17 protein-coding genes and 1 pseudogene are annotated in these 16,373 nt (G+C 40.0%); 5 read left to right on the top strand and 13 right to left on the bottom strand.

What is annotated here, in order from left to right:
• Window positions 1-30: 30 nt before the first annotated feature.
• From WYK_RS12310 to WYK_RS12290, 5 genes and pseudogenes are all read right to left on the bottom strand, one after another.
• Window positions 31-1,277: pseudogene (locus tag WYK_RS12310) on the bottom strand (glutamate-5-semialdehyde dehydrogenase).
• 1 nt (window position 1,278) lies between these two features.
• The gene (gene proB / locus WYK_RS12305) at window positions 1,279-2,379 is read right to left on the bottom strand and encodes a glutamate 5-kinase (RefSeq protein ID WP_040374788.1); all 1,101 of its coding nucleotides are present in this window, start codon (window positions 2,377-2,379) and stop codon (window positions 1,279-1,281) included.
• A 369-nt stretch (window positions 2,380-2,748) separates the two neighbouring features.
• Window positions 2,749-3,735 (bottom strand): HD-GYP domain-containing protein, encoded by a 987-nt coding sequence (locus tag WYK_RS12300; protein ID WP_040374787.1) that lies wholly within the window; start codon window positions 3,733-3,735, stop codon window positions 2,749-2,751.
• A gap of 92 nt (window positions 3,736-3,827) precedes the next feature.
• Window positions 3,828-4,007: a zinc-finger domain-containing protein gene (locus tag WYK_RS12295; RefSeq protein WP_040374786.1), complete on the bottom strand. Its 180-nt coding sequence runs from the start codon at window positions 4,005-4,007 to the stop codon at window positions 3,828-3,830.
• A gap of 27 nt (window positions 4,008-4,034) precedes the next feature.
• Window positions 4,035-4,712 (bottom strand): ribonuclease H family protein, encoded by a 678-nt coding sequence (locus WYK_RS12290; RefSeq protein ID WP_040374785.1) that lies wholly within the window; start codon window positions 4,710-4,712, stop codon window positions 4,035-4,037.
• A 160-nt stretch (window positions 4,713-4,872) separates the two neighbouring features.
• Here WYK_RS12290 and WYK_RS12285 point away from each other — a divergent pair, with 160 nt between their 5' ends.
• Together WYK_RS12285 and WYK_RS12280 are read left to right on the top strand one after the other, a co-directional pair.
• Window positions 4,873-5,274 carry a reverse transcriptase-like protein gene (locus tag WYK_RS12285; RefSeq protein ID WP_040374784.1) on the top strand — a complete coding sequence of 134 codons (402 nt, stop codon included), beginning with the start codon at window positions 4,873-4,875 and terminating at the stop codon, window positions 5,272-5,274.
• Window positions 5,271-6,188 carry a DMT family transporter gene (locus WYK_RS12280; RefSeq protein ID WP_040374783.1) on the top strand — a complete coding sequence of 306 codons (918 nt, stop codon included), beginning with the start codon at window positions 5,271-5,273 and terminating at the stop codon, window positions 6,186-6,188. Before WYK_RS12285 ends, WYK_RS12280 begins: the two co-directional genes overlap by 4 nt.
• 10 nt (window positions 6,189-6,198) lie before the next feature.
• Here WYK_RS12280 and WYK_RS12275 read toward each other — a convergent pair whose 3' ends face one another.
• Window positions 6,199-6,468, bottom strand: a complete 270-nt coding sequence (locus WYK_RS12275; protein WP_040374782.1) for a DUF6123 family protein — start codon at window positions 6,466-6,468, stop codon at window positions 6,199-6,201.
• A 134-nt stretch (window positions 6,469-6,602) separates the two neighbouring features.
• Between WYK_RS12275 and WYK_RS24550 the strand changes: the two genes are divergently transcribed.
• Window positions 6,603-6,731, top strand: coding sequence for a small, acid-soluble spore protein L (locus WYK_RS24550; RefSeq protein ID WP_152526466.1), 129 nt, complete (start codon window positions 6,603-6,605; stop codon window positions 6,729-6,731).
• An 85-nt stretch (window positions 6,732-6,816) separates the two neighbouring features.
• On the opposite strand, the gene WYK_RS12270 is transcribed toward WYK_RS24550, so the two are convergent.
• The 7 genes from WYK_RS12270 to WYK_RS12245 all read right to left on the bottom strand — a co-directional run bounded on the left by WYK_RS12270 (window position 6,817) and on the right by WYK_RS12245 (window position 14,370).
• Window positions 6,817-7,677 carry a 5'-3' exonuclease gene (locus WYK_RS12270; RefSeq protein ID WP_040374800.1) on the bottom strand — a complete coding sequence of 287 codons (861 nt, stop codon included), beginning with the start codon at window positions 7,675-7,677 and terminating at the stop codon, window positions 6,817-6,819.
• 98 nt (window positions 7,678-7,775) lie between these two features.
• A complete protein-coding gene (locus WYK_RS12265; RefSeq protein WP_040374781.1) occupies window positions 7,776-8,618 on the bottom strand; it encodes a sulfurtransferase in 843 nt (280 codons plus the stop codon).
• Window positions 8,619-8,641: 23 nt separating this feature from the next.
• Complete coding sequence (locus WYK_RS12260; RefSeq protein WP_051387468.1) at window positions 8,642-10,660, bottom strand: dynamin family protein; 2,019 nt, start codon at window positions 10,658-10,660, stop codon at window positions 8,642-8,644.
• Entirely contained in the window at window positions 10,567-12,306 is a 1,740-nt protein-coding gene (locus WYK_RS12255) for a dynamin family protein (protein WP_040374780.1), read from the bottom strand. The genes WYK_RS12260 and WYK_RS12255 overlap by 94 nt, the downstream gene beginning before the upstream one ends.
• Window positions 12,307-12,471: 165 nt before the next feature.
• Window positions 12,472-12,633 carry a hypothetical protein gene (locus WYK_RS25125; protein ID WP_169732063.1) on the bottom strand — a complete coding sequence of 54 codons (162 nt, stop codon included), beginning with the start codon at window positions 12,631-12,633 and terminating at the stop codon, window positions 12,472-12,474.
• A 112-nt stretch (window positions 12,634-12,745) separates the two neighbouring features.
• A complete protein-coding gene (locus tag WYK_RS12250) occupies window positions 12,746-13,285 on the bottom strand; it encodes an isoprenylcysteine carboxyl methyltransferase family protein (RefSeq protein ID WP_040374779.1) in 540 nt (179 codons plus the stop codon).
• On the bottom strand, window positions 13,282-14,370 hold the full coding sequence (locus WYK_RS12245) for a type III polyketide synthase (protein WP_040374778.1): 1,089 nt from the start codon (window positions 14,368-14,370) through the stop codon (window positions 13,282-13,284). Before WYK_RS12245 ends, WYK_RS12250 begins: the two co-directional genes overlap by 4 nt.
• Window positions 14,371-14,550: 180 nt before the next feature.
• Between WYK_RS12245 and WYK_RS12240 the strand changes: the two genes are divergently transcribed.
• The gene (locus WYK_RS12240; protein WP_040374777.1) at window positions 14,551-15,009 is read left to right on the top strand and encodes a chemotaxis protein CheX; all 459 of its coding nucleotides are present in this window, start codon (window positions 14,551-14,553) and stop codon (window positions 15,007-15,009) included.
• Window positions 15,010-15,170: 161 nt separating this feature from the next.
• A partial coding sequence (locus WYK_RS12235; protein ID WP_040374776.1) for a DUF445 domain-containing protein occupies window positions 15,171-16,373 on the top strand: 1,203 nt, incomplete at its 3' end.

Raw genomic sequence — 16,373 nt, 5'->3', positions numbered from 1 at the left:
CTTAACCTTCCATAAACACCCATCCGCAGATTACTCGCGGATTTGTCCCGTACCATACACAAAATATTTACTAGACGTCATAGCCTGAAGCCCCATTGGTCCACGTGCATGAAGTTTCTGTGTACTGATCCCGATTTCAGCACCATACCCAAATTCAAACCCGTCAGTAAAACGAGTGGAAGCGTTATGATAAACAGCAGCCGCATCGACACTTTGTAAAAAGCGCGCCGCATTACCTTGATCGTTCGTAATGATGGCTTCTGAATGTTTGGTTCCATATTGATTAATATGCTCTACGGCTTCAGCCGTATCTTTGACTACCTTAATGCTGATGGCAAGTGCTAAGTACTCTGAACCCCAATCTTCTTCATTTGCCAATTTAGCTTCTGGCAAGACTTTGCAGATGGTGTGATCACCAAAAATCTCAACGTCTTTATTTACGAGAGATGTTAAAAGCTCCGTGCCATACTTGTTAAACCAGTTTTCATGGATTAACAAGCTTTCAATCGCATTACAAACTGAGGGGCGCTGTGTTTTACCATTTACAACAATTCGTTCAGCCATAGCTGGTTCTGCACTTTCATCGATATAAACATGACAATTTCCTGCGCCCGTCTCAAGAACAGGGACCGTGGATTCTCTTACTACCGTATCAATTAAGTTCTTGCCTCCTCTTGGGATGAGAACATCTAAATACTCTTTTAGGTGGAATAATTCCTTAGCGGTTTCCCTGCTTGTGTCTTCAATTAACTGAACAGCATCAACTGGAAGTTCTGTTTTACTCAATGCCCTGTGAATGGACGTAACAAGTGCCTTATTCGAGTAAAAGGCAGAAGAACTGCCGCGCAGGATGACCGCATTCCCGGTTTTAAGCGATAAGGTTGCCGCATCAACGGTCACATTCGGGCGGGCTTCGTAAATCATTCCAATTACACCAAGCGGCACCCGCGTTTTTTTATAAGCAGTCCATTGTCTTTTTCAATCGTTTCAAGCGTCTCCCCAATTGGGTCTGGCAGCTCAGTGAGAAGGATGATCGCTGATGCCATATCATTAATCCGCTTTTCGGTCAGCATAATTCTGTCCAAAACAGAAGAGGTAAATCCCTTTGCTTTTCCCGCTTCTAGATCCTTACCATTTTCCTGTAAAATAATTTCTTGATCTTCAATGAGTTGTGAAGCGATGCATTTCAATGCTTGATTCTTAGCTTCAGATGACTTGCCGATTAATTGAAAACTTGCCGCCTTTGCAGCACGACCTTTGTCCTTTATTTCGCTCATCCTATTCCCTCCCCGCTATTTGTACCCATTTATCTCTGTGAATGACCTCTACGATTGGATAGTGCAGATCTTTACTCCGTTTCCCCATTGCTTTCATCAATTCTGTATCGGAATATGCCACTTCACCCTTTCCAAGAAGCCCAGTTGAGCCGTATACCTCTACTACATCTCCTGGGATAAAGGAACCCTGCAGCTGATATATTCCCGCTGGCAGCAAGCTGCTTCCACAGCTCACGAGTGCATGCTCTGCACCTTCATCAACAAATAATTTTCCAGCTACCTTTGAATGCAGTGAAATCCATTGCTTCCGGTTTGTAACGGCAGACATTACAGCTTGGCCGATGTACGTCCCGTCACCCATGCCCTCCATTATATCAAGGAGCTTATCTTTGCCGCTTCCTGTTCCAATAAAGACTTTCACACCTAGAGACATAGCCGTCCGAGCAGCCGTTAATTTAGATTTCATACCACCAGTGCCTACTTTTGAACCCGACCCTTTCGCCATGTCCATCATGTCATCTGTAATTTCTGAAAGATAATCAAATTTCTTTGCTGTAGGATTCGATAGAGGATTTGAATCATACACCCCATTTATATCTGTTAAAATCACTAGCTGATCGGCATGGACTAAGCCGCTGACAAGAGCAGAAAGCATGTCATTATCACCAAATGTAAGCTCAGCAATGGAAACCGTATCATTTTCATTTACAATCGGTAAGATGCCTCTTTCCAGCAATTCCGTCAGTGTTGCATAAGCATTTTTATATCTGTCCTGGCTGGAAAAATCATTCCTGGTTAACAGGATTTGAGCGGGAATAATACCAAACTGACTAAATTGCTCTGTATAAGATTGAATAAGTAAACTCTGCCCTACTGCTGCCGCCGCTTGTTTTCCCTTCAATGTAACTGGGCGAGATGAATAACCTAATTTTCTAAATCCCGTAGCCACTGCACCAGAGGAAACCATTAGGACCTCATACCCTGCTTGGCGAAGCTCTGCTACCGCCTTGATATGATCAATAAATTTTTCTTGATCAATTTCACCCTTACTATTCGTTAATGAGCTGCTGCCAATTTTTATTACAATCCGCTTATTTTCCAAAACGATTTCCTCCAAGTCTAATCCAACCAATTTATCCTTTTTTAGGTACAAAAATAACCCTATTCATCCTTATGAAAGGACGAAAAGGGTTTTTCCGTGGTACCACCTTAATTGAACGCAGACTTCCTGCATCCCACTTTACCTATAACGCAGGCAGCGCCCAGATTTTTGATCTGAGACTCAAGAAGCAGGTTCTGCATCCTTTTTGTGGCGGGTCTTTCAGCATTTAACACCGCTCTCTGTCACAACAGGACATGCATACTAATCTTCCTTCAACATTCGGTCAATTATATTGTACATTATCGTACAAAATATCACCCGGTATGTCAATAATCTTGCTGTTTAAAAATCAAAAAATTTGCTGTGGTGTCATACACCTAGAACTCGTTCGATTTGGATATCTTTTTGAAAACGCAGATCGATGATTTGATTATCACTTTGGATTAAGGAATTAATAGGATCATAAGGATCAATCATGATTATTCGTCCAATTCGCTGATTTGTTAAGAGGACTTCTTTGCCTACCAGCGACTTCATGATTTTGTTTAAGAAAATAAGTAACAAGGATGGATCAAACGTTCCGAAAACATCCTCTTTCATTTGCTTAATTACTTTGTAAAATGGCATAGCATCGTGATAGACACGTTTAGAGGACATCGCATGGAACACATCTGCAATTGCCACAATTTTAGCATAAAGGTGGGTGTTAGCTCCTTTTAACTGTAAAGGATAGCCTCCTCCATTCTCACGCTCATGATGTTGTAAGGCCGTTAACGCAATACTTGGCGGTAGATTGGGAATTTTCTTTAACAAACTATATCCGAACACCGTATGCTGCTTAACTTGTTCATATTCTGCTGCTGTTAACTTCCCAGGTTTATGCAAAATCTCCTCTTTCACCATCATCTTCCCTACATCATGAAGAGTCGCAGCCAGAGTCAGTTCTGACAATTGCTGTTCCGTAAGCCCTGCCCATTTCCCAATATATGCCGCTATCACCCCGACACAAATATTATGCCGATACGTGTATTCATCTCGTTGTTTCATCTCATCGTATAAATAAAAGATATGCGGAAATTCTGCTGCTTGACTGATAATCGGAATGATATCACTTGTAATTGCAGCGATAGGTACATTCTCTGACCATTTCACAGTTTTAAAAATATCACGTAATTGGTGAGTTGCTTCCTCGACCTTTAGTGTAATCTCTGCAATTCGTTCTTTTAAACTTCGAGAATCACTGTTCATCGATATGGAAGGCCATTCCTGTGGTTTCGTGGTTAACTTTGCTATCAATAAATCGATATCTGATACCGAGAGTGGTACGTCATTAGGGTTAAGGGTTTGGTTAGTCATTAGCACTCCTCTTTCATGGTGCTTTTTTAACAATAATAACAAAAATTAGTAATTAATGTAACTAAAATTTATTAATTTCCCATCTGCATCCCTTAACCGCCTAATTTATTGCCTATCATTTTTAACTTTTCACCTACCGTACATTCAGAAATACAGAATTTATGAGCATACCGTTTACCTTTTTCCTTTTTAAAATGCTTATATACAAAACAATCTTTACAGTCAAATGAAAAGATATCTTCTACTTCATCAAAATATTTTTTTCGTTCCATTGTCGTTCAAACTCCTTCTGCTCGTGCTTATTCAGTCTCCCTGCTATTTGCAGTCAGATTAAATTTACTGCTGATTTCTTCTCCATTCAGTGCTTGAGTAGCCAATTTATCCGCTTCCGTATTATCTTTTCTTCCGATAGGTTCAAATACTGGGATAATTCCGAGTTGCTTCAGCTTCCTTTCAATCCGATCAAGCCATTGATTTAACACGTCTTCGAAACATGCCCATTCACCAGAAAGCTGGTTAAGTACTACCTGAGAGTCCCCTTTAAAGACGACGCTTTGGTGGTGCACACCTAATTCTTCAAGCTGCTTCACTGCTTCATAAAAAGCTGCATATTCTGCTTCATTATTCGTATCAAGCTCCTGCAGCAGACGATTTATTCTTACTCTCCATTGCTCTTTTCCTTGCCGATAATAGATGACAACACCAAGACCGGACAACTTAGAATTTTTTTGGTAGCCTCCATCAAAATAGACAGTGGCGTCTTGAGGCTCTTCTTCAACTTTGGCAAGCAATTTCCGTAATTCTTTCTTTGACCAAGTTGTACCAAGTTCATCACTTATTTCGACTTCTTTCATTCTTCCTGCTTTTTCAAGATCATCAATAATCGTTAAGGCATCTTGTGCATCCATCCAATCAGAAGAAAAAACTGCGTTTGGTTTTCTTGCTGCACCGTATTTCCAATGCATGATTACCTTCATATTGAATAACTCCTTTAATGGCTTCTATATTTTACGTACCTATTTTTCGTCTGAGCGTCTATACTTATTAGTATTAAGTGAAAATCATTTACTCATTTAGTATAGCAGAGAGGGCTTATTATTAAACAACACTTACATTATAACAGCAGGAGGCATAAGTATGATTGAGGTATATATTGATGGTGCTAGTGCAGGGAATCCTGGTCCAAGCGGGGCTGGAATTTTCATCAATAATAATGGTGATGTACACAGGCATTCTATCCCGCTTGGCAGCTTAGAAAATCATGAAGCAGAATATCAAGCTCTCATACATGGGTTAAAAATTTGTCTGCGTCTTGAGTTCAAAGTGGTTTCATTTCGGACCGACTCGCAGTTAATTTCTCAGGCCATTGAAAAAGAATTTGTAAAAAACAAACGATATTCACCGCTGCTTTCCGAAGCGCTTGAGTTAGCTGAACAGTTTGATCTTTTCTTTCTGAAATGGATTCCTAGTTCAGAAAATAAGGCAGCAGACCAATTAGCCAGACAAGCCATCCGTTTGAATGAAGGAAATGAAGCATGAAGAAACAGTATCTTGCCGATGTTAGTTTACTGCTGGTCGTATTTATCTGGGGCGCTACTTTTGTTATGGTACAAGATGCCATAGCCTTCCTAAAACCATTCAGCTTTAATGCCGCTCGTTTCTTTATTGCTTCTCTTACACTCTTAGCAGGGTATTTGCTATTGACTCACAAAAAGAAAGAGAAAGTTTGGACCATACCACTTGTTGTTTCTGGAATCAAAATTGGAGTCTGGCTGTTTCTAGGGTATGCCTTTCAAACCACCGGTCTACTGTATACAACACCTGCCAAAGCAGGTTTTATTACAGGGCTGAGTGTTGTTCTCGTGCCAATGTTTTCATTGTTGTTGTTAAAACAAAAAATCCCCGTACAAGCGGTCACTGGCATTATTCTAGCAGCCATCGGTTTATATTTAATGACAATGGGCGGACATTCTTATCTCTCTATTGGTGATGTTCTCGTTTTTTTCTGTGCTGTTAGTTTTGCCATGCAGATTATTACGACAGCTGCATACGCAAAGCTATATAATGCCTTACCCTTAACAATTATTCAATTGATAACTGTCGCTGTATTATCCACCGTATCGGCACTATTATTCGAGGATACATCTGTTTTGTTTACTCCTAGTATTATGCTGAGAACGGAAGTAATATCAGCATTGTTAGTCACATCTTTACTCGCCACAGCGTTTGCTTTTTTTGCTCAAACACATTTTCAAGCAAAAACCTCACCAACCAGAGTGGCATTAATATATGCACTGGAACCGGTTTTTGCTGCATTGACTTCATATGTACTGATTAACGAACAATTGACTAACGCTGCGATTATCGGATGCGTTTTAATCTTAATCGGAATGGTTACGGCAGAATTTCCTTTTAAACGCAAAAAAGCCGAACCCATTGATTCAGCTGCTTAACCACCTTGCATTAGCTCAATAATCCAAGCTCCCGGGCATACGCTTCAGCCTGGGGTTTGTTCGTAATATTTTTTTGCTTTAAATTTTCGAGTAAAGATACGTAAAAACTGCCATCGAAATTCTTTTGGGCTTTTAACGTAATTTCAATCGCAATGTTAACTAGAACATCACTCGCTTCTGTATAACGTTTACCAAAAAAAATGAAACCGATGGCGTCTTCACCGAATGTAAAACCTTTCGTTTCCAAAAAGGAAACATACTCTTCTACTGAATAGTCCACAAATCTGTCCTCCTTTGCAGCTATTTCCTCCTACATATTACCTTATCTAACCGTTTTTGCCTATTAATTTATCGACAAATTTCGCATTCGATACAGATTTCTTGTAAATAGTAAGTAATAAGGAGGTGTCTATCATGCCTAAACATAAGAATCGCGGCAATAAAAGCAGAAGCGGAGTCCCGCCGCAAGGAAATATCCAAGGTGACACTAGTCCAAAAAGCGAATTAGAAAACAACGCTAAATATTCCAATACGAAAAGATAGACTAGCAAAAGGTTACTCCCTCCGCTTACCACTTCCCAAACAAAACCAAAAGGCTGTCCAAACCCGCGGACAGCCTCTTTCATTATTAGACTAACAAGCGCTGAAGGCCTTTTAATTCATGAGTTTCGGCCATTCTCGAAACACGTTCCTTATCATATCTAAACACAGAAGTTTCTAAAGGGCAGGCGATCGGTACATCGCATTTAATTGCCGCTAGACTTCTAGATAAATGCAGCATTTCGACAGCTGCTTCAATTTTAGTCCGCTGTGTTTTCGTTAGATTTTGTAGATTTTCGAGAATCCCTTCAATCGTCCCGTATTCAATGAGCAGCTTTAATGCGGTTTTTTCACCTATGCCTTTGACTCCAGGGTAGTTATCCGCTGTATCACCCATAAGAGCCTTTAAATCGACCATTTGGGCGGGTGTGATGCCTTTCCATGTGAAAAAGCTATCACGATCATGCACCTCATAATTACCAAAGCCCTTACGCAGTAAAATAACCGAAATGCGATCTTCAATTAATTGAAGCATATCCTGGTCTCCAGTCAAAATTGAGACGTGACTATGACTTTGTGAAGCTTTAGCAATGGTACCAATGCAATCGTCCGCTTCAAATCCAGAGAGTCCAATGTTAGGAATATCAAAGGCTTCCACAACTTCTTTCACTAAATCAAATTGTGGAATCATTTCCACTGGGGCAGCTGAGCGATTGGCTTTATACTCTGGAAAAAGCTCGTTACGAAACGTTTTGCTTCCCATATCCCAACAAACCGCTACATGGCTTGGTGAGAAATGGTTGACTGCTGTAAGCATATGCTTGAGAAAACCTTGAACCGCGTTAGTCGGCAGGCCTTTGGAATTAATCATGAACTGACCAGTAACGGCTGTTGCATAAAAAGCTCTAAATAAAAGGGCCATTCCATCAACAAGCATGAAGGAAGGCATCTGTTTGTTTTCATCCAATTTCACGTTTACTCACCTCAAAAGATTGTCTGCTTGTATCTTATCATAAGAATCTCTGAAAGGGAGTGTTTTCATCCTATTCATTCTATTTCAACATCAGTGATTACTGGATTATCTTCATAAGAAATCCAATCACTAAAGCTGCCCGTATAGAGTTTTACCCGATTAAAACCAGCTTCCTTTAGAGCCATAAAATTGGCTGCCGCAGTGATACCCGATCCACAATACACAATAACTTCTTGATCGGGATCTAATTGATTGAACCGCTTTTTTTGCTCTTCCCTAGGAAGAAAGTATCCATTTCTAAACGAATCTTCCCAATGATAGTTGATGGCTCCAGGAATATGTCCAGCTTTTTTATCAATGGGTTCCTCTCGTCCTGTATACCGTTGATTTTCTCTTGAATCAATCAGTACTGTTTTTGAATCATTTTGCGTAAAACGGACGACGTCATCATAACTTGCCGCTAAATTTTCGTTGATATCGACAAGAAAATCAACTCGTTTATATGAAGGAATGTCCTGTGTTATCGGATAATTGCTTTCTTTCCAAGCCGAATAACCGCCGTTTAGAAGAAACACCTTAGAATGACCCAGATACATTAAGATCCAGATAAAACGAGCAGCCCCTGCTGATAGTCCATCATCATAAGCAATGACAGTAGTCGAACGACTGATGCCCGAATCCTCTAATCGGTTTTTTAGTACGCTGATGTCAGGTAAAGGATGTCTCCCACCGTGAACCTGAACACTTCCAGACAAATCACGCTCCAAATTAAAAAATACGGCCGAAGGAATATGATCACGATCATATTCGGTTTTCCCCATATCAGGCTTTCCAAGTGCAAACCGGCAATCGACAAGTCTAACATTCGGTTCATTCAATTTTTCCATTACTTCATGTACATCAAGGATCATCTTCATTTTAATTCCCCTTTATACCCAACTTAGTCCTGAACTATCTGCTGAACCTTTTCAATTATTTCCTCGAAATAGTCAGCATCAACGGTTTCTTCCAAGCCCGCCTTCAGTCCCATGAATATATCCTCCACTTCTGCAATCGTCGCCTGCTTAAGAGCGTCTATTTCATTATGAAGATGCACGGAATACTCTTCATACAGACGATTCCCCTGATCACTCACATACGCAAGCGCTAAGGGATCTAAGCGTTCCTGAAGTGCCTGACTCATCATGACTTTTTCATTTTTTTCAAAGAAAGCTTTTGGATTTTTAAACAAACCTAGTTCTTTTCTAAACTCTTGATCGGAAAGATTATGAAAAGCTGGTTGAAATTCAAGCGTTTCTTTTTTCTCAGGATCATAGGGCTGTAAGGATAATGTTTTTTTAACACGTTGAGCCTGTTGGATAAAGGAGGCCTGTTTTTCGCTTACCAACTTATGAACAGTCATTTCGGTCCTAAAGGAAGTTGCTCTCATTTCTTGCCCAAAATCGAAACCGATTGCGTTTAAAAAGTTTCGTAGTGCTTCACGAAGTACAGTTTTAAGGTCTTCCCCTTCTTTAATGACTGCTGGATTAAAAGATTCTTTAAAAAAGTCAGCAAATCGGAAGAACACGCGTTGCTTACTATAATAAATTAATTCATCAATTTCTTTCCGTAGTTTTTGCTGTTCTGCACCATCCTGTATGTCAGCAGCTACTTTCAGGACTTGTTGATAATCTTCGGCTAACTGACGCAGTGCGGCAGCCTTAGATGCTTCATCTTGTTTAGAAGTCGTTAATACCTCTTGCAGCAAGGTTTCGGTTCTAGCTATGGCTGCCATTGCAGACACAATCGCTAAGTTCGTTAAATCTTGTTCAATAAACGCATGAAACACTTTTTCAAAGTGCTTCATTCCGCTATCCTGTAAAAAATGATGGGAGAATGATTGTGCAGCTTGTTTTTCTGCAAGAGCCCCTTTACTTGTGACAGGAAATAATTTCGGAAAACGAATTCCGAATCCACCAAGTTGATTTTGTACATAATCAATTACTTCATCCAGCTCTTCATTATCCTGAGCCAAATCGACTGCATTAACCACAAAAAACATTTTATCCATCGCGAAGGAATCCTTAACACGTCCGAGTTGAATGAGGAATTCCCGGTCTGCCTTGGAAAACGGATGATTATAATACGTCACAAAAAGGATCGCATCTGCATTTTTGATATATTCAAAGGCAGCACCCGTATGCCGCGCATTGATTGAATCTGCACCCGGTGTATCCACTAACACCATCCCCTGCTTTGTAAGTGCGCAGTCATAATACAAGTCAATTAAATCAACAAAACAGGATTTTGCCTCTTCTGCGGCATATGCTTTAAAGCCTGTTAAGTCAACGGTTATTGTTGTACCTAATTCTCCGCTGTGCTCTGGATAGCCTTGAACAAATGCTCTAAGGAAAGATAAATGCGTTTTTCCTTTATCACTACTAGTTTCGCTGAGTATACGAGAAGCTGCTTCGTAAGCAAGATCCAGCGATATCGCTTTTTGCCCAAACGCTTCCAGGGCGATTGAAACATCCTCCAGCAGCATGTCAGCTGTTTTTAGTGTCACATTTGCTGTTCCATGGTCATGATTATGATCTGCTGCTTGAATCTTATTGATTGCCGCCGTAGTCGGATTCGGTGATACAGGAAGAACGGATTCACCGATTAGTGCATTAGCAAAGGAGGATTTTCCTGCACTAAACGCCCCAAATAAAGCGACCGTAAAGGTTTGTCTTTCAAGTCGTTCCGCTTTCTCGACTAACTCGCGGTACAGCGTGTGAAATCCTGTTAAAGGCTGAACCCAGCCTGAAACCTGACGCAGATGATCAGCAGTTTCTTGTAATTTACCTTTTCCTCTTACTTGGGCCTTCTCATGTTTTAAATGACTTACAGCAGTGACAGGTTCTTTCGGTTTTTGTTTTGTTTTTCTTTTATAGAAACTTCCGAATGAATAGTGATCACTGTTTCTTCCTCTGTGCATTCACGCAGGAGTTGGTCAAAATTAGATGCTGGCTCCGTGTTTCCATATAAAATTTCTTCGAGATGCTGTTTGACTGCTTGAGCTTCCTTATCCTTCTGATGCATCAATTCAAGTGCATTCTCATACTCAGCATACTCGGCAAGCTGATCTGATAGTTCCTCGAGACGAATTTCATTTACTTGTAACAGTCTTTGTTTCACCATATCTAAAAAGGTATCAGCTGCTCGCTTAGCTTCTTTTTTCAGTGATTCAGCCAGGTCTTTTGTATAATTCAGGACAAATTCTCCACTACTGTTTACGTCTGACTTAAGGGTATTTAATAAGAAATCAGCAGATAGCGGGATAGAGAGCGACTGTGCAGCTCGCTCACATTCAGCATCGTGGAGCTTTGCCTCAATTAGTGTTTTACCAGCAAGCTCCTTGATATGCCACTCTAACTGAGTCTTAACTTTCTCCTGTAAATCAGCTTCAAACGCTTTCAAACGTTCTTCTTTAACACTTTCCGTTTTTTTCTTTGCAAAAAACAACCCGATTTTAAAGTCTGGCTGATGAGCTTCAAGAAAATCTTTCGCGAGCTCTCTTGTCGGCGCAGGCATGAGATATGCGTTTTTCAAAATTACTTCGAGACTGCGGGTAAAAGAACGTTCGATTGCTGTTGCCGTTCCAGCCATCTGTTCTCTTTCCTGCATAAGGCTGCTTACATTGCTCTCTATAACAGTTCTTTCTTCACTAGGCAATTCAAACAAAGGCTCAAACTCTTCTGCAAAAGCCTCGTCAAATTTGTCCTTTACTGACAGTACATGACGGTTAATTAATCGCTGAGCGGATAACAGCGCTGAGTCGCTGGTGTTTTGGACCCCATTATCAGCAGTCTTGAAGATGAACTCACGTACTTCTTCTAGTTGATTATTCGGATTCTCTAAATCACGGACAGAGGTGTAAAATATTTTTTCTGGATAGACATTCCAGTTCGTAAACGCGTTCTCTACTGATTTTTTAAAATCTGCAAATGTAATTTCTGCTTCATCATGCTTATCAATCATATTTACAATCAGGTAAACCTTTTTCCCTTCATCCATTAATTCCTTCGTAAATAAAAAGTTCACTTCTGATTGAACATGGTTGTAATCCATGACATAAAAAACAGCATCTGCTAAATGCAGCGCAGACTCCGTGGAGACACGGTGCGCATCATCTGTTGAATCAATACCTGGTGTATCCATAACGGAACATGTCGGCGGCAGCGGGAAGGTACTAGAACTAATGGTGATTGACGAGATCGCTGCCCCATCTTTAGCAAAATTTTTAACTGTTTGATAATCGTAAGGTGCCGGGAACAGGTTAGGTTCCCCTTCGTGATAGTAAACTAAGGCATAATCATCGCCTTTTTGCAGCTTTACTGTATTGGCACTGGTTGGTATTGGGCTTGAAGGCAGCACTTGATCACCCAGTAAATAATTAATCATGCTTGATTTCCCTGCAGAGAAATGACCGCAGAAAGCAAGGATTCGTTCTTCCTTTACTAATTTAGCTAGTAACTGTTTCATTTTCTCAGCATTAACCAAATCGCCGCTAGTAAGAAATTGACGATATAGTTCCATAAGTCCTGCAAGTTGTTCTCGTTGTTTTGTTGTTTGCGTATTCATCTATCTTTCCCCTTACCAAGTCGTAGTTCTTTCCATTGTAAACGATTTCCCCCAACAATTATATAACTATGCAAGGCAATTTTGAATAGTAAGAAAGCGGAGCACCTTATCAGTCAGATAAGGTGCTCCGCTCGTCTTTTTTTATATTAAAAAAACCAGATTATATCATCTGGTTGTGTGGGCAGGAATTAAGTTATGATTTCGAACGCTCTCTCTGCTAATCGGCGCTGCAGCCAACTTCCGAACAGGTCTCTGAACATTGTTTAAAACATGTTTCATCACAAACCCATATGCTATAACCGTTGCAAGAATAAAGAACCAAACCATCTTAAAACACCATCCTTTTTTATTTTTCATCTATATATTTTTTAATTGATAATAGTTTTCATCTTCAATTAGAATCTTATCACGAACGATAATCATTTTCAACTAGAAGTTTTTATTTCTTATTATTTTTTGAAAAATGCCCTGCATAGCTGGTTAAGTTGGACAACGCTCTCTCTTCTATTGGAATTCGAACACTCATCATCCAGGCATTTAAACAGCTGAAGATAATAGCCGTAAAGTATGCATTAAATAATAAAGAGATGACAATTATTTCTACTGCAACAATAACGTAATTAGGATGCTTGACATACTTATATGGGCCTCTGCTGACCGGTTCCGCAGAGGGCATGACGATTATCTTCGTATTCCAATAAGGGCCCAGCGAGCTGATTACCCATACTCTTCCCACTTGAGCAAGTAAGAACAGAGAAAGCCAGATTTTCCAATACACTGATGGTGTCTGATCAAGCAGCGTGTATTCTGCAAACAAGGAAATAAAAAAGCCGAGATGCAATAATACGATCCATGGATAATGTGTCGTCCCGAATTCCAGTCCTCCTTCCTTCTTCATCCGTTCCTCATTATTCCGAGCTAAAACGAGTTCCCCAATACGCTGAGCAATTAATAAAAGGATAAACAAATAAAAAATCATAGTTCCCACCTCATTAATAGAAGTTCCGAGCTAAAACCAGGTCCAAGTGCAGCGGCAAGGGCATACTCACCTGGATCAGCTTCGTGCTCCATAAAACGTTCAAGTACATAGAGGATTGTTGCTGAGGACATATTGCCATACTCTCGAAGTACATCCATTGAAATAGTCGTCATCTCACTCGTAAAACCGAGTGAATCCTGATACGCATCAATCACTTTTTTACCGCCGGGATGAGCAATAAACTGCTGAATTTCCTTCATTTCCAGATTCTGTTCCAGCAGAAATCCTTCAACAGTTGGTTTTAACCAATTTTTAATAATATACGGAATATCCTTTGAAAATACGACATACAACCCATCCTTTACATCCCAGCCCATGACATCTAGAGAATTCAGCATCAAAGTGGACTGGGAATTAAGAATACGGTACTGGCCTTTCTGTCTGGAAATGTCTTTGCGCTCCACCTCGTCGCCGCAAATCAAAACACATCCAACTCCATCTGAAAATAATGAAGTTCCTATTAAGTTACTCTTTGAAGCATCATTTTTCTGAAAGGTCAGACTGCACAGCTCCACAGAGAGAACCAGGACTTTTGCTTTCGGAAATGCTCTGCAATATTCACTTGCCCGGGCAAGCCCAGCTGCTCCTCCAGCACAACCGAGTCCCCAAATGGGGATTCGTTTTGTTCGAACAGAAGCAGGCAGTACGTTTAATATCCTTGCATCAATGGTCGGTGCCGCCATACCTGTACTAGAAATAAAATAAATCGCTTCGATTTCCTCCATTGGAATGGACTCTAGTAAAAAAGTTTGATTATCTAAGCACTTCTCAATCGCTTCCACGCCAAACTGAGTTGCTTTTTCAATATAAGAATTATTTCTTTCTTCGAATGAATGGTCATCTTTATACCACTCAAGATCATTCACAAAATAACGGGATTCGACTTCCCCATTTTTAAACGCTTTTAAGAGTCTTTCGATATCTTTAAATGCTGTTCCAAATATTTCCCGAGAAAAATCCATAACTTTTTCCTGTGAAAGTAAATAAGGTAACTGTATATGTGCAGCAGAAAGAATATATGGCATAACCCCACACCCTTTTTCAGTAATTGTGGTTACTATTTCCTAGTTTTGAAATACTATGCAGTGTGGTCTTTGAAAAACCTCGCTTATTTTTCGTCATTTTTCCCATTTTTTCTCTATCTATAGGTACAAATATTTATTTATTTGCTATTATTAGACTATATTAATTTAGGAGGGCTTGTTGTGCTAACTACAAAGATCACTGCAGTCTTAAATAGTACGATTCATGCCATTAATACTGTCATTCCGGTTGAAACCGAAATCAGCGAGCCTTCTATCATTGTTGAACCTTTCGAGCATGCTTCAATAGGTGTACTTATTGGTGTGACCGGTGACGTCCTTGGCCGGTTGTTTATCGAAATGGATAGAGCAACGGTTGGTCGTTTGGGGGAATTCATGTTTCATATGCCGCTGTCGGACGAACTCCTAGAATCATTTGCTGCCGAGCTAGGGAATATGGTTGCTGGCAATCTTTCTACTCATTTATCCAATAAAAAGATTGAGATGGAAATTACCCCGCCAACCGTAATCAGTGGTGAAAGTTTAATGTATGGCTTTAATAAAGCTTTCAACCTAACGTTCCAACTTAAGGACATTGGGAAATTGACCATAATCCTCATGATTGAAAATGAACCTAGTTAAACGATACAATTGGTTGTAGAAACCTTCATTTACGTAATCAATAACTTGCCCCCGGCTATTTCGGGGTTATTTTTTTCAAGTTTCATACTAGACTAAATAATAGCAGGTGGAAAAACTCATCAGGTTCGGACTATCTGCAAACATGTGAGGATGAGTGATTTATGGAAAAAAAAGAGAAATCCTCAAAAAAAATTGCGAGGTATTCCCTATTTATTATGATAGTCGGCTTTCTTGCCACCCTTCCCTTTCAAGATTCCGTTTGGGCAGAACTAATCCGCGGGGGATTTGAAGCTGGGCTTGTTGGAGGGTTAGCTGATTGGTTTGCTGTAACTGCATTGTTCCGTCACCCGCTTGGCATCCCAATCCCGCATACAGCGCTCCTGCCGGCTAATCGCAAGCGAATGACGAATGCATTAGTAACGATGCTAAAAACTAATTGGTTATCCAAAGAAAGTATCCAAGAGAAAATAAAACAAATTCCTTTCACAGAAAAACTGATTCACATTACAAAAAGAGAGTTGGCTAAAGAGGCTGTTCAAAAAGCAATAGTGGAGCTAATCAAGAAAATGATTACAAATCTGCCGATTGAAAAAGCAGTCCCCTTATTAAAAAAACACCTTCTTTCCGTGATTTCTGACATCGAAATCAAACACATCCTGCACACAGCAAGTCAACAACTGCTTAAGGAAAAGTTTGATGAAAAAGCGTTGAATTATGTTTTAAATAAAGCGGATACTTGGTTACGTAATAAAGACACACCTCATCAGTTGGGCAGTGTCTCCATGAATGTGCTTCGAAAGGTTGAAGCAGATGGGATTCTTCAGTTTGCATTAAAGTCTATTCAAAATTTACTGACAGCCGATAAACTCGGAGATATTCTTAGAAATATCTTACTCAATGTAGTAACAAACTTGAAACCCGAAAATGATGCTAATCGAAAAGCCTTACTTCTATATATTCGGAATGAACTGCTGAACATCGAAGATAACGCGGAGATCATTGAAGGAATAGCAAAGTGGCGAAACAAACTGCTTGATACGTGGAACCCTGATCAAATGATCCATTCAAGTTTACAGGGGTTACAACAAAGCGCTGTCTCCATGATTGAACAAGATTCATTTAGAGATAATCTTCTCTCTATTCTTACTCAATTTTTAAACAAACTAGCCGAAAACGGGCCTGCCCTAGATGGCTGGATCAAAAACCAAATTGGGATTCTTGTAGATAATAATCATGAACAAATTGGTTTACTTGTTCAAGAGAACTTAGATAAGTTAGACAATGAAACGCTCATTTATATGATGGAAAACAGCATTGGAAAGGACTTACAATGGATACGTGTAAACGGAGCTGTCTGCGGCTTC

Origin of the sequence: Peribacillus psychrosaccharolyticus ATCC 23296, from assembly GCF_000305495.1 — a bacterium.
GTDB lineage: Bacteria > Bacillota > Bacilli > Bacillales > DSM-1321 > Peribacillus > Peribacillus psychrosaccharolyticus.
This window is presented reverse-complemented; position numbering and strand designations above follow the sequence as displayed.

Excerpts from the sequence above, each read along its gene's own strand:
- WYK_RS12295 (WP_040374786.1), bottom strand. The coding sequence starts at position 4,007 with ATGGAACGAAAAAAATATTTTGATGAAGTAGAAGATATCTTTTCATTT.
- WYK_RS12290 (WP_040374785.1), bottom strand. The coding sequence starts at position 4,712 with ATGAAGGTAATCATGCATTGGAAATACGGTGCAGCAAGAAAACCAAAC.
- WYK_RS12270 (WP_040374800.1), bottom strand. The coding sequence starts at position 7,677 with ATGCCTTCCTTCATGCTTGTTGATGGAATGGCCCTTTTATTTAGAGCT.
- WYK_RS12245 (WP_040374778.1), bottom strand. The coding sequence starts at position 14,370 with ATGCCATATATTCTTTCTGCTGCACATATACAGTTACCTTATTTACTT.
- WYK_RS12265 (WP_040374781.1), bottom strand. The coding sequence starts at position 8,618 with ATGAAGATGATCCTTGATGTACATGAAGTAATGGAAAAATTGAATGAA.
- WYK_RS12250 (WP_040374779.1), bottom strand. The coding sequence starts at position 13,285 with ATGATTTTTTATTTGTTTATCCTTTTATTAATTGCTCAGCGTATTGGG.
- WYK_RS25125 (WP_169732063.1), bottom strand. The coding sequence starts at position 12,633 with ATGGTTTGGTTCTTTATTCTTGCAACGGTTATAGCATATGGGTTTGTG.
- WYK_RS12255 (WP_040374780.1), bottom strand. The coding sequence starts at position 12,306 with ATGAATACGCAAACAACAAAACAACGAGAACAACTTGCAGGACTTATG.
- WYK_RS24550 (WP_152526466.1), top strand. The coding sequence starts at position 6,603 with ATGCCTAAACATAAGAATCGCGGCAATAAAAGCAGAAGCGGAGTCCCG.
- WYK_RS12285 (WP_040374784.1), top strand. The coding sequence starts at position 4,873 with ATGATTGAGGTATATATTGATGGTGCTAGTGCAGGGAATCCTGGTCCA.
- WYK_RS12300 (WP_040374787.1), bottom strand. The coding sequence starts at position 3,735 with ATGACTAACCAAACCCTTAACCCTAATGACGTACCACTCTCGGTATCA.
- WYK_RS12280 (WP_040374783.1), top strand. The coding sequence starts at position 5,271 with ATGAAGAAACAGTATCTTGCCGATGTTAGTTTACTGCTGGTCGTATTT.
- WYK_RS12260 (WP_051387468.1), bottom strand. The coding sequence starts at position 10,660 with ATGCACAGAGGAAGAAACAGTGATCACTATTCATTCGGAAGTTTCTAT.